We start from the raw sequence: 23,864 nt of genomic DNA, 5'->3' as shown, positions 1-23,864 counted from the left end.
ACAAAAGCCTAGTCGGTCGGCCTGAGGATTGCAACCATCCTGTTAAAACCCTCACGCTGGAAATGGTTCGGGGGCAATCGCCCTCGAACCACGCTTCAAGCAATGCGCCGATACTTGATCCGATGCGGCTCGTTCGCGTCCGCGCCCTTGCGCCGCTTCAAGTCAGCCTCGTAGTCCTGATAGTTCCCCTCGAACCACACGACCTTGCTGTCCCCCTCGAACGCGAGCATGTGCGTCGCGATGCGATCGAGAAACCACCTGTCGTGGCTGATGATCACCGCACACCCGGCAAACTCGAGCAGCGCTTCCTCGAGCGACCTGAGCGTGTCGACATCCAAATCGTTCGTGGGTTCGTCCAAGAGCAGCACGTTGCCACCGCGTCGCAAGAGCTTCGCCAAGTGCACGCGATTTCGTTCACCGCCGGACAAATCGCCGACCTTCTTCTGCTGATCAGCTCCGGCAAAGTTGAAGCTCGACACGTACGCGCGCGAATTGACCTCGCGCTTGCCCACCATGAGCGTCGGCTCGCCTCCCGAGATCTCTTGCCAGACGCTTTTGTTTGGATCCAAAGCATCTCGGCTCTGGTCGACATACGCAAGCTCGACGGATTCACCGATGCGCATCGCGCCCTTGTCGGGTTTTTCGAGGCCCATGATCATCTTGAAGAGCGTCGTCTTGCCAGCGCCGTTCGGGCCGATCACACCGACGATGCCACCGCGCGGAAGCGAGAACGACAAGTCGTCGATGAGGAGTTTGTCCCCGAACGCCTTCGACAAATGATCGGCTTCGACGACGATGTTTCCAAGACGCGCGCCCGCCGGGATGTGAATGCGGCTCGGTTCGTACTCTTTGGCTTTTTGATCTTCGGCGAGCAGCGTTTCGTAGGCTGCAAGGCGCGCTTTGCTCTTCGCTTGTCGCGCACGCGGATTCATCTGCACCCACTCGAGCTCCCGTTCGAGCGTCTTTTTGCGCGACGAATCTTCCTTCTTCTCGAGCTCGAGGCGCTTCTTCTTTTGCTCGAGCCAGCCCGTGTAGTTGCCTTCGTACGGGTAGCCGTTCCCTCGATCGAGCTCGAGGATCCAGCCGGCGACGTTGTCGAGGAAGTACCTGTCGTGCGTGACGGCGACGACGGTGCCGGTGTATTCCGCGAGGAACCTTTCGAGCCACGCGACGCTTTCGGCATCGAGGTGGTTGGTGGGTTCGTCGAGGAGCAGGAGATCGGGTTTTTCCAGGAGCAAACGGCATAGTGCGACGCGACGTCGTTCACCGCCGGAGAGTTTGTCCACTTCGGCATCGGCCGGGGGCAAACGCAGCGCGTCCATGGCGCGTTCGAGCATGCGGTCGAGCTCCCAGCCGCCGGATGCTTCGATCTTGTCCTGAATGACCGCGTATTCTTCGAGCAGCTCCTCCATGTTGTCCGGGGATTCGCCGAGCAGGACGCCGATTTCTTCGAAGCGTTGCAAGAGCTTGCGCGTGTCCATCACGGCGGCTTCGACGTTTTCGAGCACGGTTTTTCCGGCATCGAGTCGCGGTTCTTGCTGCAAGAAGCCCACGCGTGTGCCGTCGGCGGGTTTGGCTTCGCCGAGGAATTCGTTGTCGATGCCGGCCATGATGCGCAAAAGCGTGCTTTTGCCGGATCCGTTGTGTCCGAGTACGCCGATCTTCGCGCCTGGGAAAAACGAGAGCCACAGGCCCTTGAGCACCTCCTTGTTCGGGGGGTGCACTTTACGAACATCCTGCATCGTGAAAATGAACTGATGCGCCACGGTCTTCTATCGCTTCCGTATGAGGTTCAAAGGTGGGTGTGATTGTGGAGGCGGCGCGAGATATGCCACGGCGTTCGGCAAGCGCAGCCTCGCGGTGCCATTTACCTTGTTTTACGCCTTGCCGAGGACCTTTTTCACATTGGCCAGATCTTGCTTGCCAAGCTCGCCCGTCACGATGAGCACGGCGACGTACAAGGTGGCCATGACGATGCCTTGCGCAAGCACGGCGAGCTTGCCGAGCCACGGGAGTTGCGCGCCGAGGGCGACGGTGACGGCAACGGCGCCGGCGACGCGCACGAGCGACATGGGTGCGACGAACGCTCGAGCTTCACGACGAAGCTCGAAGGCTGCGACGACGGCACAGATGGAAAGCGCGACGGACGTGGAAATGGCTGTGTGCAAAAGCATTTCCGGACCAAACGCGGCGCGCGGAGCAACGAGCGAACAACCTGTCGCGATGAGAACGACGGCAACGGCGGAGAGGGCTGCGGCCGTGCGTTCGCGGCCGAGGCTGGTGAGCGCGGCGGACGTGATGCCGAGCATGGCGAAGGTGCCCATGCCGATGGCGAGCACGCGAAGGACGGGGCCGCCTTGTTGCCAGATGGCTTCGGATTTGTAGGCGAAACGAAGGACGTGGGGCGCGAGCGACGAGATGGTTCCCGACACGAGGCCGGTGAGGACGAGCGCGATGCGCACGCCTGATCGCGTGTACGCAGCGACGTCGGCTTCGCTGCGTTCGGCGCGTGCACGAGCGAGCATCGGGAAGAGGACGAAGCTGACGGACATGAGGAGTTGGTAGGGCAAAAACGAGAAGAGCTGCACGCCGCGGTACGTGCCGGTGAGCTCGTCGGCACGCGTGGGATCGAGGCCGAGACGCGTTGCTGCTTCGCCGGCGAACCTACTGATCAAAAAGAAATCCGTTTGAAGCAAAAGGTTCAGCGAGATTTGTCCGAGCGCGAGAGGTGCGAGAAATCCGAGGTATTCGCGTGCGGTTGGTCCGGACGATCCGACGCGTCCGATGCCGGATCGCGTGAGGGCGATGGGGACGATGAGCAGTGCGGCCGAGACGAACCCGAGGGCTGCGCCGAAGGTTCCGCTGCCTCCGAGGCGCAAGAGGACGACGGCGCCGATGCCCATGCTCGCGGTGCGCAGAAAGCCGTAACCGATGTCGAGGCCGGCTTGATCGAGGAATTTGCGGCGGCCGTTGAGGGATCCGACGAGCGGCGCGTAGATGCCGTAGAGGAGCACGACGGCTGCGACGACGCGGAGGGGCGTGGCGATGTGAGGCGCGCCGACGGCGGAAGCGATGGCGCCTGCGCCGAGGGCAAACGCGAGCGAGAGGACGACGGCGATGACGACGTGGATGCGGAGCGTGCGGGCAAAGGCGGACGCGGTTTGGTCTTCGGGGACGGTGGAGACGGCGCGGGATACGCCTTGGAGTGCGGCGCCGACGACGACGTTGTTGAGCACGCCGACGATGGCCAAGACGCGGGAGATTTGCCCGTAGCCGGCTTGTCCGAGGAGTCGTTCGAGGATGAGCTGCTGAGCGAAGCCGAAGATGATGAACGAGACTTTGGCGACGGCGATGGCCAAGCCTCCGCGGCCGGCGGACTTGGCGGTCGAGTCGCCAGCTTTTTCCTCGATGGCGGGGGGCTCGTAGGGATTGCTCGGGCGTGCGACGTCTTGCACGGGCGGTTCTTTGCAGAATGATCGGCTTGGGGCAAAAAAACTTCTTGACCGCCGAATGGCCGTAGCTATTCTCGCCGTCCGTTTCCGACAGCATTCCAGCTTAGCTCAGTCGGTAGAGCAGGCGGCTGTTAACCGCCGGGTCGCTGGTTCGAGTCCAGCAGCTGGAGCCAAGTTTTTCCCCCTTAGCGGCCCTGGAGAGCAATCTCCGGGGCCGTTTTGCATTTCTCCCCTGATGCCCGGAGGGTTTGCGCGTTCGCGAGCGTCGCGCGCGCCGGGACGACGCGTTCTCTTCTCGCGCCGGCGGAAGAGAGCGTCGAACGGGTGCCTAGGTTCCTGTGTGGGGCGCCGATCGCGCTGCTTCGGAGCGACGACGCAGGTCGTGGAATGCAGACGTGACGCCCGGAGAGCAGGTTCGCCGCGGCCGCCTTGGGGTGGCAGCCCGGACGTGGCTTTGCTGTTGCTGATACTCATAGGCTGTGGACGGATAGGCATCATCAGCGCGAGAAGGATCCGCTGTGGGCCAGGACGACCTCGAACGCTTCGGAGCACGCGTCCGCGCAGAGCGCGAGCGGGTCGGCGTGTCGCAGGAGGAACTCGCGGACCGCGCTGGCCTCCATCGGACGTACTTGGGGGGCGTGGAACGCGGAGAGCGGAACGTCGGCCTGCTCAACGTGCTGCGGATCGCGCGTGCTCTCGGTGTTGCGCCCTCGGTTCTCTTCAAGGACTTCCACGGGAGCCGTTCGGGATGACGAACTTGGACACGCAGACCGCCATCAAGATCGCTAGCAAGCACCTTGGCGGTCTCAGAGGTCATGTCTTGGACCTACTGACCGTGAGCCCGCCAGTTTCGCCGGCCGCCGCGCTCAACCTCGCCAAGGTCATCTCGAAGTTGTCGCCAATACTCGGCAACCTGATCGAGTTCAACACCGTCGAGTTCCTCAATCGCCAAAAGGAGTTCTCATCGCTGGGCAAGTGGAAACGCCAGGACCCAGGCTTTCCCGATGCAATTTTCGAAGGAGCGATCACTCCCGCACCGGGATTCGAAATTAAGGCGTGGTTCCCTCTCGCAACGGAGATCACAGCGCGCTTCAAGGATAGCCAGAAGCACTTCCTGCATGACCAGACTTACGTGGTGCTGCTCGCTTGGCTTCCCGAGCACCTGATTTATGGGAAACCCGCTGTGCGTGATCTATGCATCGTATCAGGCGCTTCCGTTGCCGCGGCGCGAGACGCGCACTACCACAATCCGCCTGACTATCTTGTCGTCGAGCCCAACGACACGTCTACCCGAACCAGCAACCTCCAGCAGACGAACACCAACGGCTATAAATTTCAGGGAAAGCCGCAGCAGTTCGCCGCCGCCGAGAAGCTGGTTGCGTCGTGGGGGCCGGCTTTCAAGACCTATTCGCACGAACCAGAGTACCAGCTTCGGGTACAGAAACTGATGTCCAAGTTTCCGTATCGCCTGGACACAAACTTCGCGAAGACCGACCGCATCGTCCATGCCGAGATCGAGGCATTCAAGAAGCGCGTGCTGTCGAGCAAGGTGCACGGGATGAGCGTGCAGGAATGGGCTCGGATTCTCTGCAGTGACGATGAGGCAAGAATCGAGAAGGCCCTTCGCGAGCATGTCATGATCGCATGGGACAAACCTCTGGTCGAATGACAGTGACTCACGCAGGAACGAACACGCCGGTGAGCCACGCCGACGTAAGCCATGTGGTCAGCCGCTGAGGGACGCGAGCAGCAACATCTGTCGGGTGGCTTCGGTGAACCGGCGCACGCCGTATTGATAATACGTGGGATCGATTTCCGCACTGAAGGCACGGCGCCGGAGGCGCTGAGACGCCAGCGACGCGGTGAACAAACCTCCGAAGGGTTCCCACACGACGTCACCCTCGTCAGTCGTTGCCTCGATAATCCGAGTCATCAGATCGAGCGGCTTCTGATTGAGGTGCACGGCTCGCCCTTCCTCCGTCTTCACTCGCTCCTCGCCACGAACGGCATTGCGGTCCCAGACGTTCGTGACGCCGTGAGGGCACGAGAACTTTGAACGCATGTTTTCCCACTCGGCGCCAGTAATCGGTTTTTTTCCCTCAACGGAGAAGTAGGGACGCCCTTCGGGACGGCCATGCTCGTTCGCATAATCAGCGAGTTTCTGCATCATTTCGGCCGGCGGGAAGTACCAGAGATGTCCTTGATCCAAGTACTTCCGCACTGCAGCGTCTTTGACGCCACAAGCGTCATTAGCGCGCCGCAGCGTCAGGCCGGACCTCTTCCACTCAGCAAGGAGCCACTGCTTCAGCGGCATTCCACCGATCCGCGCCTCGAATACGTACTGAACGCACACCTCAGTCACGACGGGGAACCGACGGATCTTCTGCGTGTTCACGTTTCCGGCGATGTGACCGACGCCCTTGTTCCAGATGTTGCAGTTCACGTAACGCCAACCGTACTTCTCGAGGATCGGATGAGCGGCTGCCCATCCGATCTCCGAGTTCCAGAACCAGAGCGTGGTGTTCGGTCGAGCCGCTTCCGCCCACGCCTTGACGTGTGGTTCGTACCACGCTGGCACATCTAGATGATCCGATGTGTCCCCTTCGAAGCCGAGGACGCCGTACGCGCCATCGGAGACAATCGTCATAGGGCGGTCCCAGGACGAGTAGAATTCGAGCGAGTCTCCAAAATGCAGCGAGACGCCTTCCGCTTGGTACAGGTTCGCCTTGGGCGCCGTCTCGAGCACCACGGCCTTTCCGCGTCCGACCGTGCTGGTTGGGGCAGTGCGCAGGGCGCGCTTCGTTGACTGCATGTCGCTCGTCATCTCATCCATGTTGGGTCCTTTGCGGCTGTCACTGATCGCGTGGTGGGCGTGGTTCCGCCCGCCCGTATCTGGTTGCGTTGCGAGCGAGCGCATCACAGCGATCACGACGCCGTGAATCGTTGCGTCTCCACTCACATCAATCGGTATGTAGCGAGGGTTCTCGGCTACGAGGCGGATACCGTTGGCGCTGATCCTGAGCCGCTTGACCGTCGTCTCGCCTTCCACTGTGGCGACGACAATCTCGCCGTCTTTGGCAGTGGACTGTTCGCGAACGACAACTGTGTCGCCGTCCATGATCGCAGCGTCGCGCATGCTGTCGCCGTCAACCGTGAGCGCGAAGTGACGCCCACGGCCCAGCCACGCAGCCGGTACGGCGATCTCCCCCTCGTCGATCTCGACGGCTGCCGTGGGAAGTCCGGCGACGACGCGCCCGAGCATTCTCACACGCGCAACCGGTACGGGCGCATCTACCAACCGAACCTGCCGTGCTCGGCCGCCGCCGAGCGTGATGTACCCCTTGCGGGCCAAGGCTTGGAGGTGGTCACGTGCTGTCCCCGTGGAAGCCCAGCCGAACTCCTCGCAAAGGTCCCGGTAAGATGGCGCTGGCTCACCACGGCTGGCGCGGTCGCGAATCGTCGCGAGCAGCTCTGCCTGCGCTGGAGTGAGGGGTTCGTGCTCCACGTGAACGAGCGCTACCACTCACATGAGTGGTAGCGCAAGCGCCAAATGCCAGTGTGCGAAAATTTCCTCGTCGGCATTGCCACCCACGCCACCCGCTGCTCGGCCCATGTCTCAGCATAGGCCACTAAGTTTGAGCAAACGCGCCAACCACCCACCCCGGCGGACCGATCGCTGCGCGCCTTGATCGCGCCGCGCATGTCGGCGATCCGCTCGCGGATGATCTCATGTCGGCTCCGCTGGAAACGCCCGCTTGACTAGGTCCGCGAGTTGGGAACACCGGCGTTACTAGTGTAGACCACTAGGAACGAATCCTTTACTAATGCGTGCTGCTAGTCAAGCTGGTGTTACTAGCAGTCGCGAGCAGCGGCGCACGCGGGCGCGTTGTGTGCGGCGGGCGCGGGATTGTTGAACGCCGGGACTGCGTCCCGCGTGGGGGCTCACGGCTTCTTCCCCTTGCGCGGCGGGTCCTTCGTTGCGCCCTCGCTGAGGCGCTTGGTCTCGGCTACCACGCGGTCGAAGTCGCTCTCGAAGAGGTGGTCCTGCACGATGCGGTACTTCTCGAACTCGGCTTCGGCGTGCGCCTTGGCAATCTCAGCGGTCACCTTCCCGGCGTCCGAGAGCACCGCGTGATCGGTCGCGTCGAGGAAGCGGGTCAACCGCGTCTCCCAGTCCTGCATCGTCATGGGGATCTTGCGAAGAGCCATGCTCTCGGCGACGTCGAGGTAGGCGTTCACCAGCCGCGACAGCTGCGCCAGCTCGTCCTCGGTCAGGTAGTTCTTCGCGACGACCACGTCGAACTTCTGGATCTTGCCGTGGGGCGCGTCGGTCCACGTGTGGAGACCCATGTGCTCCTTCCTTGCGTCGGCGCGGTCGACGATGACCTCGGCGGCGGTCTGCCCGTGGATGGCCCAGTGCAGCTTGTTCTGCACAGTGGCGAAGAAACGCTTGGTGGCCTGCGCCGTCACGTCGTAGTCGACGGCCGTCGCATAGAGGTCGGTGATCTTCTGGTAGAACTTGCGCTCCGACAGCCGGATCTCGCGGACGCGCTGGAGCTGCTCTTCGAAGTACTTGTCGCTCAGGACGGAGCCGCCGCGCTTGAGGCGCTCGTCGTCCATCGCGAAGCCCTTGATGGTGAACTCCTCCACGACGCGCGTGGCCCACTTGCGGAACTGCACCGCACGCTCGGAGTTTACCTTGTACCCGACGGCGATGATGGCCGAGAGGTTGTAGTGCTTGGTGTCGTAGGTCTTGCCGTCGGCGGCAGTTATTCGAAAATTTCGAATAACTGAGTCCTCTTCCAGCTCGCTGTCTTCGAACACCTTTTTCAGGTGGTAGTTGATGGTCGGGACCTCGACGTCGTAGAGCTGCGCCATCATCTTCTGGCTCAGCCACACGTTCTCGTCGGCGTAGATCGCCTCGACGCCGCCCGTGCCGCTGGCGGCCACGAAGGTCAGGTACTCGGCTGCGGATGAGCGCACGAGGGAGGCGGTGGGCTTTTTCTTGCGGGTCATGAGGCGTCTTTCAAAGGCTTTTTGATGTGCTGCGCCGTCTGCTCTACCGAGAGCCACGCCGTGTCACCATCGAAGCGGACCTCAATGAGTGAATCAACGCTCGGCTCTCGTCCCCCTTCCTTCTTCTCGAGCAACGCGAACAGCTCTTGTGCCCGCGCGACGTGGTTGACGACGACGCGCGTGAGCGCACCCAGCCAGAATATCGCCCGGTATCTGACGCTGCATCATCGGGCGCCGGTTGCCAATGCTGCCAACCTCTCTTCGCCAAACCAGGCGACCCCTTCCGTGTTGACAACCCATAAGTATCGACTTATGAGTTTGGCATGCAAAGCGCGGCAGCGGCCGAAGACAAGATCTTTCACGCGCTCGCGGACCCGAGCCGCCGGGCGATTTTCGAATCGCTCACGCGTGGCGAAGCGGCGGTGAAGGATCTGACGGCGCGCTTCGACATCTCGCAGCCGGCGGTCTCGCAGCATCTCGCCGCGTTGAAGGATGCCGGCCTGGTGAACGCTCGGCGCGAGGGGCGCTGTGTGTATTACCGGGTGGAGCCGCGTGGGTTGCAGCCGCTCGTCGACTGGATCGCGCACTACCGCGCTTTCTGGACGGAGCGCATCGATCGCCTCGAAAAACTGCTGGAGAAAATGGACGAATGACTTCCATCGACAAGACCGCAGCATCGCAAACCGAATCCATTTCGTTCGAATTCGATTTGCATCACCCGCCGGAAAAGGTTTGGCGCGCGCTGACCGATCCTGCATTGCTCGCGGAGTGGCTCTTGCCCGTGATTGATTTCAAGCTGGAACCGGGGGCGGCGTTCACATTCAAGACGCAGGCGTATCCGGGCTGGGACGGCACAGTGAATTGCCGAATGGTCGAAATCGAAGCAAATCGGAAGCTCAGCTACGCGTGGACCGTGCCCTTCCTGGACACCGTCGTGACATTCACGCTCACGCCCACGGCGTCGGGCACTCGCCTGTCGCTCGTGCAATCGGGCTTCAAGCCGGACCAGAAGCGCGAATCCGGCGGCGCTCGCTACGGCTGGAAGATGATGGGCGACAAGCTCGTCGACTTGCTCGCGAGGATCCCATGAGCAACCAACATCCCGCAGATAGCCACGACCTGATCCGCGTTCAAGGCGCGCGCGAAAACAACCTGAAGGACGTGAGCGTCGACATCCCCAAGCGGCGGCTGACGGTGTTCACCGGCGTGTCGGGATCAGGCAAGTCATCGCTGGTGTTCGGCACCATTGCGGCGGAATCGCAGCGGCTCATCAACGAGACGTACAGCGCGTTCGTGCAGGGATTCATGCCGACGCTGGCTCGGCCCGACGTCGACGTGCTGGAAGGGCTGACGACCGCAATCCTCGTCGAGCAAGAGCGCCTGGGCGCCAATGCCCGCTCCACCGTCGGCACCGTCACCGATGCCAACGCGATGCTGCGCATCCTGTTCAGTCGCCTCGGCAAGCCGCACATCGGGCCTCCGCCTGCGTATTCGTTCAACATCCCGACGCGGAAAGCGAGCGGCGCGATGACCGTCGACAAGGGCAAGGGCGAGCGCGTCGTGGTGCGCGAATTCGTTTACCAAGGCGGCATGTGCCCGCGATGCGAGGGCATGGGCTCGGCGTCCGACATCGACGTGACGCAGCTCTTCGACGAAACGAAGTCGCTCAACGAGGGGGCAATCACGGTCCCGGGCTACACGGCCGATGGTTGGTACGTGCGTATGTTCGCCGCCGCTGGCCTCGACCCGGACAAACCAATTCGCAAATACTCCAAAAAAGAACGCCACGACTTTCTCTATCAAGAGCCGACCAAGGTGAAGGTTGCGGGCGCGAACCTCACGCACGAGGGCCTCGTCTCGCGGATCCAAAAGTCGATGCTGTCCAAGGACGTCGATGCGCTGCAGCCGCACGTCCGAGCGTTCGTGGAGCGCGCGGTCACGTTCACGACGTGTCCCGACTGCAACGGCACGCGGCTCAACGAGGCTGCTCGGTCGTCCAAGATCAAGGGGATCAACATCGCCGATGCGTGCGCGATGCAGATAAGCGACCTGGCCGAATGGCTTCGCAGCTTGGACGAGCCGTCGGTCGCGCCGCTCTTGGCGAAGCTGCGACATACATTCGACTCGTTCGTGGAGATCGGGTTGGGTTACCTCAGTCTGGACCGGCCGTCTGGCACGCTGTCGGGCGGCGAAGCGCAACGCACGAAGATGATCAGCCACCTCGGGTCGTCGCTGACCGACGTGACCTATGTGTTCGACGAGCCGACGATCGGGCTGCATCCGCACGACATCCAGCGCATGAACACGCTGCTGTTGCGGCTGCGCGACAAGGGCAACACCGTCCTCGTGGTCGAGCACAAACCGGAGGTGATTGCGATCGCCGATCACGTCGTCGACCTGGGCCCTCGCGCAGGCACTGCAGGCGGCGAGGTGGTCTTTCAGGGGACGGTCGATGGGCTTCGGAAGAGCGATACGCTGACGGGGCGACACCTGGACAAACGGGCCACGTTGAAGTCGTCGGTGCGCAAAGCATCCGGTGTGATGAAGGTGCGCGGGGCTCGCACGCACAACTTGAAGAACGTCGACGTGGACATTCCGCTCGGCGTGCTGGTGGTGGTGACGGGCGTGGCTGGGTCGGGCAAAAGCTCGCTGATCCACGGCTCGGTGAGCAACCAAGACGGCGTGGTGACGGTCGACCAGGCGGCGATCCACGGCTCGCGGCGGAGCAATCCGGCGACGTACACGGGACTCCTCGAGCCAATTCGCAAGGCGTTCGCGAAGGCCAACGGCGTCAAGCCGGCGCTGTTCAGCGCCAACTCCGAGGGCGCGTGCCCGACCTGCAATGGTGCCGGGGTCATCTACACCGACCTCGGGATGATGGCTGGCGTCACGACGATCTGCGAGGAATGCGAAGGCCGGCGATTCCAGGCATCGGTGCTGGATTACCGGCTCGGCAAGCTCAACATCGCCGAGGTGCTCGACCTGCCGGTTGCTGACGCGGTCGGCTTTTTCGGCACAGGCGAGGCGCGTACGCCGGCCGCACATGCGATTCTGCTGCGCATGGCCGACGTGGGGCTCGGCTACCTGCGGCTCGGCCAACCGCTTACGACGCTGTCAGGCGGCGAGCGGCAGCGGCTCAAGCTCGCGACGCACATGGGCGAAAGCCGGTGGCGTATACGTGCTCGATGAGCCGACCACGGGGCTGCACTTGGCCGACCTCGAGCAGTTGCTCGGCCTCTTGGATCGACTGGTCGATTCGGGCAAGTCGGTCATCGTGATCGAGCATCACCAGGCGGTGATGGCGCATGCCGATTGGATCATCGACCTCGGGCCGGGAGCGGGTCACGACGGCGGGCGGATCGTGTTCGAAGGCACGCCGGCAGACTTGGTCGCTTCGAGGTCCACGCTGACGGGCGAGCACTTGGCGGCATTCGTCGGCAGCCGTCCGAAGGCGCGCGGCAAGGAAAGCCGCGGCGTCGTGTCCCCATCCTAACGGCCAGGCCCGGGAAGACCGCGTGTGAGTTCAGCGTCGCAATGCGGGCAGGGCCTTGGAGAAGTTGGTCCTGTCGATCATGATGGGCGCCATCATGGAGCTGACGCAACGAGGACCCATCAACACGTTTCTTGCAGACGATCACGCTCGCTTGGACGCGCTGCTTCATCGCTCGGTAGCGGATCCCGAAGCGATTGATGCGGCGGCGTACGCGGAGTTTCGCGCGGGCCTTTTGCGCCACATTGCGATTGAGGAGAAGGTGCTCATGCCCGATGCGCGAAAGCGCCTCGGCGGTGAGCATTTGCCTGTCGCGAAGCAGCTTCGTGCCGATCATTCGGCGCTGGCAGCATTGCTCGTTCCAACACCGACCCATGCCATCGTCGAAGCGATTCGCGGCATTCTCGAAGTTCATAACCAGCTCGAAGAAGGCGAAGACGGTCTTTACGCGACCTGTGAACGACTTGCGGGGCCAGACATCGACGATCTTGTCGCGCGGCTCCGAGCGGTTCCCGAGGTACCCGTGGCCGCGCATTTCGATGGGCCCCGAGTGCACGAGCACATCGCGAATTTGCTGCGGGCCCGAGCGTCGTCCGTAAGCAAAACCTGAGGCGGCGCGATCGGGCGGGCGCCGCTGTAATTCATTCTTCGGAATGACTCTTGCTTGGCGTTTGCGCAAATCATGACCGTTCGGTCGTGCGACAAACCTCGGCGCAGCTCGCCAGTTGCCCTACTATGCATCCCATGAGTCTGCGCCGAGCGTTCATGGTCTCCGCCGCGGCTTTCGCGAGCATCGCGCTTACCGCGGGGGTGGCACTCATTTTCTTCACGTCCGTTCTTCACCGCACGGCGAGCGGCATCGGTAATACCGTCGAAAGCATCCGAATTGTCGAGGAGCTGGAAATCGAGCTGCTCGCGTATCGTGCGATGACCGAACCGCTGGCGCGGGTGAGGAACGAAGGCAGACTCGACCGGTTGATCCGAAATGCCGGTGACCACGTCAGCAGCCCGGAGGAAGGCGAGCTTCTCGCCAACCTGGAGCGTCAAACCGACGAATACACCGCTGCAGTTCGTCGCGCTGCTGCGAGCGATCGCGCATCCATTTCAGACATTCAGGAAAGCACCCAAACGGAATTCGATGCGACGTTCCGGCTGACGCGAGAGTTGATCAACGTGAACGTGGATCAAGGGCGCGCATTGACGAATTCCGCCGCGCGTGCCGACCAGTGGGCGGATTGGATCGGTATCGGCGTGCTGGTCTTCGTCGTGGGAGGCATGGGTGCGCTCGCCATTTGGCTGCGCGCTGCGGTGTATGCGCCTGCCGTCGAGCTTGCCAGAACGATCGAACGTTATGCGCGCGGCGAACGAACGATACGCGCATCGGACCAAGGCTTGGCCGAATTTCGCCTCATTGCGCGACAATTCAATGACATGGCGTCCACCATCGAGGGACAGCGCGAAAAGCAACTCGCATTTCTTGCAGGTGTCGTCCACGATCTTCGTAACCCGCTGTCGGCATTGAAACTGGCGAGCTCTTTCATTTCCCCCGACAAACCATTGCCGACCGAAGAGCGCGTCAGGCAGTCGTACTCGCGTGTACAGCGCCAAGTTGACCGATTGGAGCGCATGACGAGCGATCTTCTCGATGCCGCGCGCATCGAGGCAGGTATCCTCGAGCTCCAATTCGACGAATGCGACGCACGGTCGATCGCAAAAGCGACCATCGATCTATTCGAGCCAACGGCTCCAGCTCATCGGTTCGTCCTGCACGTTCCAAGTGAGCATATTGCCTTGCAGTGCGATCCCGCCCGAATCGAACAAGTCCTCAACAACCTCGTCAGCAACGCGATCAAATACTCACCTCGAGGCGGTGAGGTACGCTTGATCGTGGAACAGCGAGACGATTCGGTCGTATTCTCGGTGTCGGATGAAGGTGTCGGAATGTCGAAGGAGGACCAAGCGCACTTGTTCGAACCATTTCGACGCGTGGGCACGTCGAAGGAAACCATTCCCGGTGTGGGCCTGGGGCTCTTCGTGGTGCGGAGAATCGTGGAGGCCCATGGCGGACGCATTACGGTGGAGAGCGAATTCGGACGAGGCTCCACGTTCAGGGTGATGCTGCCGGCAAAGCCACATGCGGAGCTTCCTCTTGTGGGCGAACCCTAGCGCGATGGCTCGCTGAATACGCGCTTTTCAAAGCTCGAAGGTTTCTTTGCAAGCTCGACGCTGTGCGAGGTTCGTGCACATGAATTTCGTCGGCGTTTCGATGTGCGTACATTCCGCAGCGCTGATGGGGTTTGCCCAGGGATGTCGCACGTAATGGCCCGCGGTCACGCGACCATTCGCGATGGGAAAGTCGAAGACGCTCAATCGCCCGAGGTCCACGCAGCAATTGCTGTCGCATAGGCCCGTGAGCAGCAAGTGGCCAGGCTGATCCGATACGACGACAGCGCTTGCTTGGCCCTCCATTTCCATGATCTGCGTCGAATGATAAATATTTTCGTCGGTGTGTTCGGCAAGAGGTTCGGTCTTGATGCGATCGGCCGAAATGCCCCGCTGAATGAGCAAATCCCGCAGCGTATCCGCCTCGACCCATTCATTGTGCACGGCCCCGCCCGTCGTGATGAACCGATCCCCATAACCGGCCGAAGAAAGAGCGACCGCAATGTCGGCACGCGCGATTTGACAGGCTGAAGCAGCGCCCGTGTCCTCATTGGGACAACCAAGGACGATGATCGCGTCGTGCGCGCGCGCGATGCAATCGGGCGCGAGAGGCTGCGGATCGTTTGGTTGGTTCGGATATTCGCCCGGATACGCGTCGATCATCGTTGCCACCGGGCAAAGCGCCACATGGGAAGCACCTTCGGGCAGCGGCGGAGGAGATGGATGCGAAGCCGGCGCAGGATCCGAAACGCAGGCGCAGATGAGAGGTGTGACGAGCAAGGATGAGCGAAAAGGAAAACGCATACAGGGACACTCTTCGAAACGCAGAGCCGCTTCAAGATGGGTGTCGACGTATTCGCCTCTGAAAACCGCACGCGCATCACCGTCTGCTTGACCCTTTTTCCACTTTGGGGCTTGCTTCCATCCATGATGCGCCCGCCGCGGCCCCCAGAGCCCGACCTCTTCGACGAATCGATCACCGAAGCGGGTTATGGCGCAAAAAAAGCTCCTTCGGCTCCCCCCGCTCCGCGCGCTTTTTCCATCCCGCCTCCCGTGGATCCAGCCGCGGAAACCCTCGGTCTGGAACCCGTTCACGACCGCTACGTCGTGCAGCGACAGCTCGGTCGCGGCGCGATGGGTGAAGTGTACCTCTGCAAAGACACGCGCATCGGACGCGACGTCGCGCGCAAGGCCATCTTGCCCATGTTCCAATCCGAGCCGCAGGTGCGCGCACGCTTTCTGCGAGAAGCCCGCGTTCAAGGGCAGCTCGAACATCCGTCGATCGTGCCGGTGTACGACCTAGCGACCGATGCCGATGGATCGACCTACTTCACGATGAAGTGTCTTCGCGGTTTGACCTTGTCGCAGATCATCAAAGGTTTGCGCCAGAAGGATCCCGCGATCGTCGAAAATCACTCGCGGGCGAAGCTCCTTCGCGCATTCTCGGCGGTTTGTCTCGCCATCGACTTCGCTCATGCACGCGGCGTTTTGCACCGCGATCTCAAGCCGTCCAACGTCATGCTCGGGGACTTCGGCGAGGTCTACGTGCTCGACTGGGGCCTGGCGAAACTGCGCAAAGATGCGCCCGAAGAACGGCTCGATTTCGAAGACGCGGCCGATGAGGTCAAGACCGCAGCAGGCAAAATCCTCGGCACGTTCGGATATATGTCGCCCGAGCAAGCCATGGGGAAAGTCGCGGCGCTCGATGCGCGTTCCGACATCTATGCCCTCGGCGCCATCTTGTTCGAGATCCTCGCGCTCGAAACGCTGCACGTGAAGGACAACTGGAACGCGATGATGATGGCCACGCTCAACGGCGTCGATGCGCGGCCCTCGATTCGAGCGCCGCACCTGGACATCCCACCGGCGCTCGATGCGATTTGCGTCAAAGCCACGGCCCTCGAACCTCGCGACCGGTTTGTCTCGGCCCGCGAGATGCAACAGGCCATCGAGCACTTCATGAGTGGCGACACGGACAGCACCGTGCGCAAGAGCATGTCGATGACGCATGCGCGAGCGGCTGCCGATGCAGCGTACCGTGCGGAAAATGGCGGCCCCGATGTCGCCGAAGCGCGCCGTGAAGCCATGCGCGAAGTCGGCCAAGCGCTCGCGTTCGATCCGACAAACCCCGAAGCGCTGCGCGTCCTCACACAGATCGTGACGGCCCGGACGAAGGAAATTCCCCCCGAAGCGAAGGCCGAAGTGCGCGCTCAAGGTCTCGCACGGTTGCGACTCGCGCTTCGAGACGGCGTGCGTTTCGACCTCGCGTCTCTCGTGCTCATGGTTCCGCTCGCGCTCTGGATGGGCGTTTCGAGCATCCAATATTTGCTTGCATTCGTGGGCCTCACGGCGATTGGCTCGGCCATGAAATTGCTTGCAGTTCAAAGCAATGAAGTGCGGGGTCTTTACGCATTCGGCTATGGAGCGTTCTTCTTCAACGTCATGGCTCTATCGCTCATTGGTCGCATATTCGGCCCGCTTTTCTTCACTCCCTTGCTCATCTCCATCTTCACGTTCTCGTTTTCCATGACGCACTCGGCGCGTTTCCGAGCGCTCGTCATCGGCACGGGATGTCTCGCCATCGCGGCACCGCTTGCCCTCGAGCTGCTTGGCGTCATTCCGCGTTCGTACGTTTTTGAAAATGGCAACATGGTGATCTTGCCGCAGGGATTGGCCTTACCGGAAATCCCGACGCTTTGTGCGCTCACCCTCTGCACGCTCTTTCTCATCGTCGCTCCCAGCCTGATCATGGGGCGCGTACAACTCGCGCTCCGGGATGCCGAAACACGCTCTGCCGTGCAAGCTTGGCACCTGCGTCATCTCTTGCCGGACGAAGCTCGACCCAACACGGCTCCACCGCCTCCGATGAGTCGCTTGTAAACGCAGCACCTGCTAGCACTGAACACGCATGGACACGCTGCCCGATGATCCTGTCCCCGACAAACCGCGACGTCGAGGCTGGTTCATCGCGCTCGCCGTCGTCGTCCTCGTGTGCGCCGGCGCGTTCGTTGCGCATCGACCGTTCATCGAGTGGTGGATTCATCGCGAAGCGCTCGCGCGTGGTTTCCAGCTCGATTTTGCCCAGGTCTCCGTCACGCCCGACCGCATCGTACTCCGACAAACCCGAGCACGCATGGTTGGAGTTCCTTGGGTCGATGCTCGTTTCGTCGAGCTCGTCGTCGATCTGCAAGGCCTCGATCCGCTCCGAGTTCAAGGCAAAGAGGCGTTCGTCGACGTCACGGGCGCACCGGAAGACGTCCGTCAAGCGCTCGTGACATTCGAAAGCCGGTATGGCGCGACGATTCGTCTTCCGGCGACTGTCGACGGAGACGTTCGGTACGGTGGCCAAGACAATCCATCGATCGTGCTGTCGGGAAATACGCGCAGCGCCGGCGACGGTGATCTTCAGTTCGACGGGACGTTGCAGGTTTTGAAGACGAAACTCGGCAAAGTCGCCTTGCACCACAAGAAAGACGGTCACGTCGATGCCGGGTTTGGCCTGACGCTTTCGGAAAAACCTCTCGTCAATGTTTCACTCGATACGGCTGCAGCACCGCTCAAAGGAAAGGTCACATTTGCGTCGATGAAGCTCGACGAGGTCAGTCGAGCATTCAACGTTGCGCTGCCCAAGGGTCTTGGAGCGCCGACCGTCGAAGGGTCCGTGTCGTTCGTGCTCGATGGGGCGTTGCCTTCGAATCCGCATCATGGTTCGGCGGCGTTTGTCCTGACCGGTTGGGTGCCGCCGCATCCCAGAGAGCTCGATGGAATCGTTTATGGTCGCACGACGAAGCTCGGGGCGACGATGGAGCTCATGCCGGACTTGGGCGAGTTGAAATTGACGAAAGTCACGGTGGATGCGGGCGCGCTGCATCTCGAGGGCAAGGGCAATGTGGTGCGCGAAGGCATTTCTGCGCGGACGCGGATGGATTTGGCGGGAAGCATTCCGTGCTCCGAGCTTGGCGCGTCGGCGATTGGGTCCCATGTGCAAGGTTTGGTGGGCGATCTTTTGCAGGGCATAGCGCGCATTGGCGTCGGTGGAACGGTGAAGATTCGCGTTACGGCCGACATCGATACAAAAGCATTGTCGGCTGCAAAGCTCGATCAGGTCGTGGATATGGGTTGTCGCCTCCGGTGAATGCGCGATTCGCATTTGATGACAACGCCCAGGGATTTGTGTTCTCTTGTCTCGTTCGAGGAAAATCCCATGGCCACCAAACGCTCTGCAAGCTCAACGACTTCGTCCCGCACCACATCCAAACGCGCCGCTAGCTCCACGAGCGCGTCGCGTGCAACGTCTTCATCGGCGACGGCTTCTCCGCGCAAGCGTGCCGCTGCACCTGCGCCGAAACGCACGCGCGCTGCCACGCCTGCACCTGCGGCAGCGCCCGCTGAAGTGGCAGCTCCGGCTGCACCTGCGCCTGCGGCTGCATCTGAAGCAACTGCGGCACCCGCTGGAAATAGGACGTACCTCGAATTGTCCGAGGATGGCGGCGGCTCGCACAAGTTTTACGAAGTGATCATCGACGGCAAAAAAGTATCGATTCGTTATGGTCGCATCGGGGATTCGGGGCAAAAGCAAGAGCAGAAGTTTGGTACGGCTGCCGAGGCCGAGGCATTTGCGAAGAAGAAGATCGGCGAGAAGGCGCGCAAGGGGTATGCGGCTGCGGTCATGGGCGAAAGGCAAAAGCGACCCGTCACGCGCCGCGTGATCAAAAGCACGCCTTCGACCGAGAAACAGGCTCCCGTATTGTGGACATTCTCCTCGGGATCGCCGGCATTTGGTATTTTCATCGACAAGAAGCTTTGCTGGGTGGGCAATCAAGCGGGCGCTGTGTATGCCGTGACGTCTGCGGGCACCGTCGAACAGCAATACAAGCTTCCGGATGGCGTCAAGTGTCTCATTGCGGACGACGATTGGCGTTACGCGGGATGCGACGATGGGAATGTTTACGATCTCGGTGGTCATGTGCCTCGATTGGCGTATGAAATCGAAGAAGGTGTCGACATTTTTTGGCTCGACATCCACCGCGGCAAACTTTGCGTTTCGGATGGTAATGGTGGCATTGCCGTCTTCGACCACGAAAACGAGACGAATTGGCGCAAGCAAAGCAAGGGATCGAGCGGCTGGATGGTGCGCGCCGACGACGATGGCGTGTATCATGGCCATTCCGGTGGCGTCACGAAGTACGCTTGGAAAGACGGCAAAGCTGAATGGACGGCGTCGACGCGCGGCTCCGTTCTTTTTGGCTGGCAAGAAGCCACCGACGTGTACGCGGGCACGAGCGACAACAAGGTGTACGTGTTCAGCAAATCGGGCAAACCCGGACCGGTTTGTAACTGCGACGATTCCGCTTATTCTTGCGCGGCATCACCCGGCGGGAAATACATTTTTGCGGGTGATAGCAGCTCGTCCGTGTATTGCTTCGACGCGACGGGGAAGCGTTTGTGGAAGCTCGCGACCGGGTGGGGTTCGGCATATTCGATGCAATACCTCGACGAACGGCTGTACATCGTTACGACGAGTGGCGCGCTCGTGTGCATCGATGCCAGCGAAGAGGCCATTCAGAAGGCGCAAGCCGGCGAATTGCCGAAGGCCAAGGACATCGCGGCTCCTCCGGTCAAGGAGGTCCCCACGACGCAGCTCGAAACGACCAGCGACACGTCCAAGGGTGTCATCGTCGAATGCGTCAAGGATGGGTCGAAGGTTCGCGCGCGCGTGGTTTCGCCCGGCTTCAAGAAGAGCTACAATTGCCAATTCCCGCGCAACATTCGCGAGGCGGGAGCTCGGTTCATCGTCGACGAAGTGCGTGAAGTATCCGGAGGCGGGTTTTACCGCGTGCTCGGCAACATCAAGCGTCTCGTGTAAAGGAGAGTTTTTCCGTGGCATTGCCTCCTGGCCCGACGTTTTTGCCGCCGCTCGTCACCGTCATTCCGTGGCTTTACCGGCCATTTGCAATGCTCGACGCCTTGGCGCGTCATTATCCCGATGCGTTTACGTGGAACTTGCCGCGGCTCGAGAATGCGGTCGTGTTTTACCATCCGGACGCGATCAAAGAGATCTTTTCGCTCGGGCCGGACGATGCGCATGCGGGCAAGATCAACGCCGTTCTCGGCCCTCTTCTCGGGCAGCATTCGCTGCTGCTCTTGGACGGGGCCGAGCACATTCGGCAGCGGAAGCTCCTCTTGCCGCCGCTTCATGGCGAACGAATGGCTTCTTATGGCGAACGGATCGTGCGCCTGACCGAGAGTGCAATTCAATCGTGGCCGGACGGCGGAAAGTTTCCCATTCACCCGGAGCTGCAGCGGATTGCGCTCGATATCATTCTGCGCGTCATATTTGGCGTCGAGGATGGCGAGAACATGGCGCAAATGCATGCGCACGTATCCGAGCTGCTCGACGTCGGTGCCAATCCGCTTTTGCTTTTCCCCGGATTTCAGCGCGATATCGGCCCGTTCAGTCCGTGGGGCAAATTCGTACGTATGCGGGATAAAGCCGACGAGTTGATTTACGACCTCATGCGGCGCCGGCGCGAGTCGAAAGAAAAGAGGGACGACATCTTGTCGCTTTTGCTCGAGGCGCGGGATGAAGAGGGTCGTCCGATGCCCGACGTCGAATTGCGCGACGAGCTCGTGACGCTCCTCGTGGCGGGCCATGAAACGACTGCAACCGCGCTCTCTTGGGCTTTGCGTTGGCTCCTCGATTCACCGATGCTCACGAGTCGCCTGCTTGCCGATCTCGAGAATGAAGGTGCCTTGACAAACCTCGCGCCCGATCGCATTGCGCGCGCACCACTCCTGGATGCCGTGATACGCGAGACATTGCGGCTCCAGCCGGTCGTTCCCATGGTGGGCCGGGTCCTGCAGCGACCCATGCGCATTGGAGGGTACGACCTCGAAGCTGGCAGGGCCGTCATCGCGTCGGTGTATCTCGTGCAGCGGCGTCCCGATCTGTATCCCGACCCGGCTCGATTCGATCCCGACCGTTTTTTGCGTCGCAAGTTCGGTCCGAACGAATGGCTTCCTTTTGGTGGAGGCATAAGGCGCTGCATTGGAATGGCGTTTGCCTTGTACGAAATGAAAATGGTACTCGCGACCATTCTTGCGCGGACCGTCTTGCGTTTGCCAAGGTTTGGCAAGGTACGCGAGGTTCGTCGGAGCATTACCATTTCGACGTCGGATGGAATGCCTGTCGTGCTCGAGCGGAAGGTCGATTTGCATACTATGCAAGCGGGTCTGAGCTAGAGCAGCGATCGGATTGATGAGGGGTAAAAATCGGGGGGTATGGGGAGGCGAGCCTCGGCCCCCCCATCGTAAACTAGCCTCGCGAAGCGCGCGTCCCACGCGCGCGGAGCGAGCGTCCGGACCTGGCCCGGATTCAAGCAGTTTATTGCTCTAGGAGGAGAGCGGCATCAAATTTGCTTACCCACGCGCGTCCTCCCACGAAAGGGAAACCACGATGCGCACGCTGCTTTCCTTGTGCTCCATTCCGTTCCTTGTTGTTGCTCTCACCGGCTGTTCGAGCTCCGTCGAAAACCCGCCGCCCGACAATCAAGGCACGCCCATTCCTCCCGCCCAATTGCCGCCCGATAAACAGGCCGAGCTCGATTCGCTCATGAAAGAGGCGCAATCAGCGGCGAGCATGACCTCCGCTGATTTCAGCGGCAAATACGCCGTCTCATTCGCCTCGGGCCTCAGTTACGATCCCACGACCGCCGACGGTATGCCGCTCATTCAGGCGTCCGCATTGGCACTCGACCAGGACGAGCTTGCGAAGCTTGCGCAAAATGGATTCGTCATCTCCGAAAAGAAACGCTTTCCGACCTTCGTGTACGGCTATCAAAGCGTATATGCACAGGATCTTCCGCTGTACGTCTCCGCGGATTCGATCATGTTCGCCGTCCACAAGTCCTACGATGCCATCCTGAAGGCCGTCGAGCTTGCATCTCTTGCGCCCGACCTGCAAGACTTGCTCTCGACAATGCACGCCGAGCTCGGCAAAGGTGGCGGCAAGGCCCTCGGCCCGCAAGCTCGCGCAGATGCTGACCTTTTCATTGCCGTGGCACTATCGCTCTTGACCGATCAACCGGTTGCACCCGTTGCCGGCGGCGATGCCGCGAAAATCAATCAGCTCGTCGCGGGCGCCAAAGCCCACGAAGGCATGGGCGAAGTCAAGCTATTCGGCAGCAATCGCCTCATGGACTTCTCGCAATTCGAGCCCCGTGGGCACTACACGGATTCCCCCGAGCTCGAGCGATATTTCCGTTCGATGATGTGGCTTGGTCGAGTCGATTTCCGCATCATCGAAACCCAAGAGGACGGATCGCAAGTATTCCAGCGCAGGCAGCTCGAAGGCGCATACGTGCTTCAAGCGATTGCGCAGGGCGACGCATTGAAGCGCCACACCCGCATCGATAGCGCCGTACGCGCATTCGTCGGGGAGAGCGATTACATGACGCTCCCGCAGCTCGGTCTGCTCTTGCAAGACCTCGGGATTTCCGATGCATCGGGGCTTGCTGCGCTTTCCGATGCGCAAATCGCCGACGTGATGGCGCAAAAGGGTTATGGCGCCCAGCGCATTTCGAGCCACATCATGATCAACGGCCTCGGTCAAGGCACGCTCCCGCTTTCATCGAGCTTTGCGCTGTTCGGTCAGCGTTACGTCGTCGATTCCCACGTTTTCTCGAACGTCGTCTACGACCGCGTGAAGCAGGGAAGCGTCAAGCGCATGATGCCCAATCCGCTCGATGTCGCGTTTGCTGCCATCGGCAACGATCAAGCCGGCACGCTCCTCAAGCCCGAAATGCAGCAGTACGACTATGCGGGCGACCTTCACATGATGCGCGTCCTCGTCGATGCGCATCCCGCTGAATTCTGGCAGGATAATTTGTACAATCGTTGGCTCGTCTCGCTGCGCGAATTGTCGCCCACCAAGACGCTCGCCGATACGACCGGCCTGCCGCAAATTGCACAAACCGAGGCTTGGGGACGCAGGCTGCTCAATACACAGCTCGCTTCGTGGGCCGAATTGCGGCACGACACGCTGCTTTACGCCAAGCAATCGTATACGGGAGGCGCATCGTGCCAGTTCCCGACGGCATACGTCGATCCATATCCGCAATTCTATGCTCGCATCGTCGAATTTGCCGAGCATGGGGCAGCGATGGCCGCCGAGCTCGATTTCTCGAAGAATCCGGGGCTCGCGACGCAGGTGCCGATGTATTTCCAGACGTTGCGCGACGTCGCCAAGATCCTCGGCGAAATGGCACAAAACGAACGTGACGGAATCCCGCTTACGCAAGCGCACCTCGACTTCATCAATCAGGCTGTTGTCGTACAGCTTGGTTGTGGTGATCCGGAAGGCTCGACCGGATGGTATTCCAAGCTCTTCTTTGACAATTGGGAGAGTGTTCAGGAGGATCCGACGATTGCGGACGTGCACACGCAGCCGACGGACGAGGCTGGGAATTTCGTGGGACGCGTGCTGCATGTGGGCACGGGGCTGCCGCGGTTGATGGTCGTGACGGCGGATCCGTGTGGAACTCCGCGGGCTTACGTGGGCGTTGCGTCGTCGTACTTCGAGACGATCACGGAGAATTTCCAGCGCAAGACGGACGAGGAGTGGCAGAAGGACATCCAGGCTGTAACGCCGGCGGATGTGCCTTGGATGAGCGATCTCGTGTCGCGGTAAAGCATGATCGGTGTGCCACGGTGGGCGTCGATATTGGCGCACCGTGGCACACGCT

At 61.2% G+C, this 23,864-nt stretch carries 16 protein-coding genes, 1 tRNA gene and 1 pseudogene; 13 read left to right on the top strand and 5 right to left on the bottom strand.

The features are described from left to right. Positions 1-95 precede the first annotated feature (95 nt). Entirely contained in the window at positions 96-1,766 is a 1,671-nt protein-coding gene (gene ettA / locus IPM54_38900; GenBank protein ID MBK9265744.1) for an energy-dependent translational throttle protein EttA, read from the bottom strand. A 111-nt stretch (positions 1,767-1,877) separates the two neighbouring features. Then, positions 1,878-3,455: an oligosaccharide flippase family protein gene (locus IPM54_38895; protein MBK9265743.1), complete on the bottom strand. Its 1,578-nt coding sequence runs from the start codon at positions 3,453-3,455 to the stop codon at positions 1,878-1,880. A 94-nt stretch (positions 3,456-3,549) separates the two neighbouring features. On the opposite strand from IPM54_38895, the gene IPM54_38890 reads away from it, so the two are divergent. The 3 genes from IPM54_38890 (at position 3,550) to IPM54_38880 (ending at position 5,121) form a co-directional block, all read left to right on the top strand. After that, positions 3,550-3,625, top strand: a tRNA-Asn gene (locus IPM54_38890). A 345-nt stretch (positions 3,626-3,970) separates the two neighbouring features. Further along, positions 3,971-4,204: a helix-turn-helix transcriptional regulator gene (locus IPM54_38885; GenBank protein ID MBK9265742.1), complete on the top strand. Its 234-nt coding sequence runs from the start codon at positions 3,971-3,973 to the stop codon at positions 4,202-4,204. Positions 4,205-4,209: 5 nt separating this feature from the next. Beyond that, positions 4,210-5,121 (top strand): hypothetical protein, encoded by a 912-nt coding sequence (locus tag IPM54_38880; GenBank protein MBK9265741.1) that lies wholly within the window; start codon positions 4,210-4,212, stop codon positions 5,119-5,121. 57 nt (positions 5,122-5,178) lie between these two features. On the opposite strand, the gene lexA is transcribed toward IPM54_38880, so the two are convergent. Then, entirely contained in the window at positions 5,179-6,975 is a 1,797-nt protein-coding gene (lexA, locus tag IPM54_38875) for a repressor LexA (protein MBK9265740.1), read from the bottom strand. Positions 6,976-7,394: 419 nt separating this feature from the next. Further along, positions 7,395-8,468, bottom strand: coding sequence for a virulence RhuM family protein (locus tag IPM54_38870; GenBank protein MBK9265739.1), 1,074 nt, complete (start codon positions 8,466-8,468; stop codon positions 7,395-7,397). A gap of 323 nt (positions 8,469-8,791) precedes the next feature. On the opposite strand from IPM54_38870, the gene IPM54_38865 reads away from it, so the two are divergent. From IPM54_38865 to IPM54_38845, 5 genes and pseudogenes are all read left to right on the top strand, one after another. Then, positions 8,792-9,121, top strand: a complete 330-nt coding sequence (locus IPM54_38865) for a winged helix-turn-helix transcriptional regulator (protein MBK9265738.1) — start codon at positions 8,792-8,794, stop codon at positions 9,119-9,121. After that, the gene (locus tag IPM54_38860; GenBank protein ID MBK9265737.1) at positions 9,118-9,558 is read left to right on the top strand and encodes an SRPBCC domain-containing protein; all 441 of its coding nucleotides are present in this window, start codon (positions 9,118-9,120) and stop codon (positions 9,556-9,558) included. Before IPM54_38865 ends, IPM54_38860 begins: the two co-directional genes overlap by 4 nt. Then, positions 9,555-11,961: pseudogene (locus IPM54_38855) on the top strand (excinuclease ABC subunit UvrA). Before IPM54_38860 ends, IPM54_38855 begins: the two are co-directional and overlap by 4 nt. Positions 11,962-12,055: 94 nt before the next feature. Beyond that, the gene (locus IPM54_38850) at positions 12,056-12,568 is read left to right on the top strand and encodes a hemerythrin domain-containing protein (protein ID MBK9265736.1); all 513 of its coding nucleotides are present in this window, start codon (positions 12,056-12,058) and stop codon (positions 12,566-12,568) included. 134 nt (positions 12,569-12,702) lie between these two features. Further along, entirely contained in the window at positions 12,703-14,124 is a 1,422-nt protein-coding gene (locus IPM54_38845) for a HAMP domain-containing histidine kinase (GenBank protein ID MBK9265735.1), read from the top strand. Between the two features lie 27 nt (positions 14,125-14,151). On the opposite strand, the gene IPM54_38840 is transcribed toward IPM54_38845, so the two are convergent. Further along, on the bottom strand, positions 14,152-14,925 hold the full coding sequence (locus tag IPM54_38840) for a YdcF family protein (GenBank protein ID MBK9265734.1): 774 nt from the start codon (positions 14,923-14,925) through the stop codon (positions 14,152-14,154). Positions 14,926-15,048: 123 nt separating this feature from the next. Here IPM54_38840 and IPM54_38835 point away from each other — a divergent pair, with 123 nt between their 5' ends. The 5 genes from IPM54_38835 to IPM54_38815 all read left to right on the top strand — a co-directional run bounded on the left by IPM54_38835 (position 15,049) and on the right by IPM54_38815 (position 23,809). Then, positions 15,049-17,001, top strand: coding sequence for a serine/threonine protein kinase (locus IPM54_38835; protein MBK9265733.1), 1,953 nt, complete (start codon positions 15,049-15,051; stop codon positions 16,999-17,001). 28 nt (positions 17,002-17,029) lie between these two features. Beyond that, entirely contained in the window at positions 17,030-18,256 is a 1,227-nt protein-coding gene (locus IPM54_38830) for a hypothetical protein (GenBank protein MBK9265732.1), read from the top strand. Between the two features lie 69 nt (positions 18,257-18,325). Next, on the top strand, positions 18,326-19,987 hold the full coding sequence (locus tag IPM54_38825) for a WGR domain-containing protein (protein ID MBK9265731.1): 1,662 nt from the start codon (positions 18,326-18,328) through the stop codon (positions 19,985-19,987). 14 nt (positions 19,988-20,001) lie between these two features. After that, positions 20,002-21,363, top strand: coding sequence for a cytochrome P450 (locus tag IPM54_38820; GenBank protein ID MBK9265730.1), 1,362 nt, complete (start codon positions 20,002-20,004; stop codon positions 21,361-21,363). A 214-nt stretch (positions 21,364-21,577) separates the two neighbouring features. Beyond that, on the top strand, positions 21,578-23,809 hold the full coding sequence (locus IPM54_38815; GenBank protein ID MBK9265729.1) for a DUF3160 domain-containing protein: 2,232 nt from the start codon (positions 21,578-21,580) through the stop codon (positions 23,807-23,809). Positions 23,810-23,864 lie beyond the last annotated feature (55 nt).

It is taken from the genome of Polyangiaceae bacterium (genome assembly GCA_016715885.1).
Taxonomy (GTDB): domain Bacteria; phylum Myxococcota_A; class Polyangia; order Polyangiales; family Polyangiaceae; genus Polyangium.
This window is presented reverse-complemented; position numbering and strand designations above follow the sequence as displayed.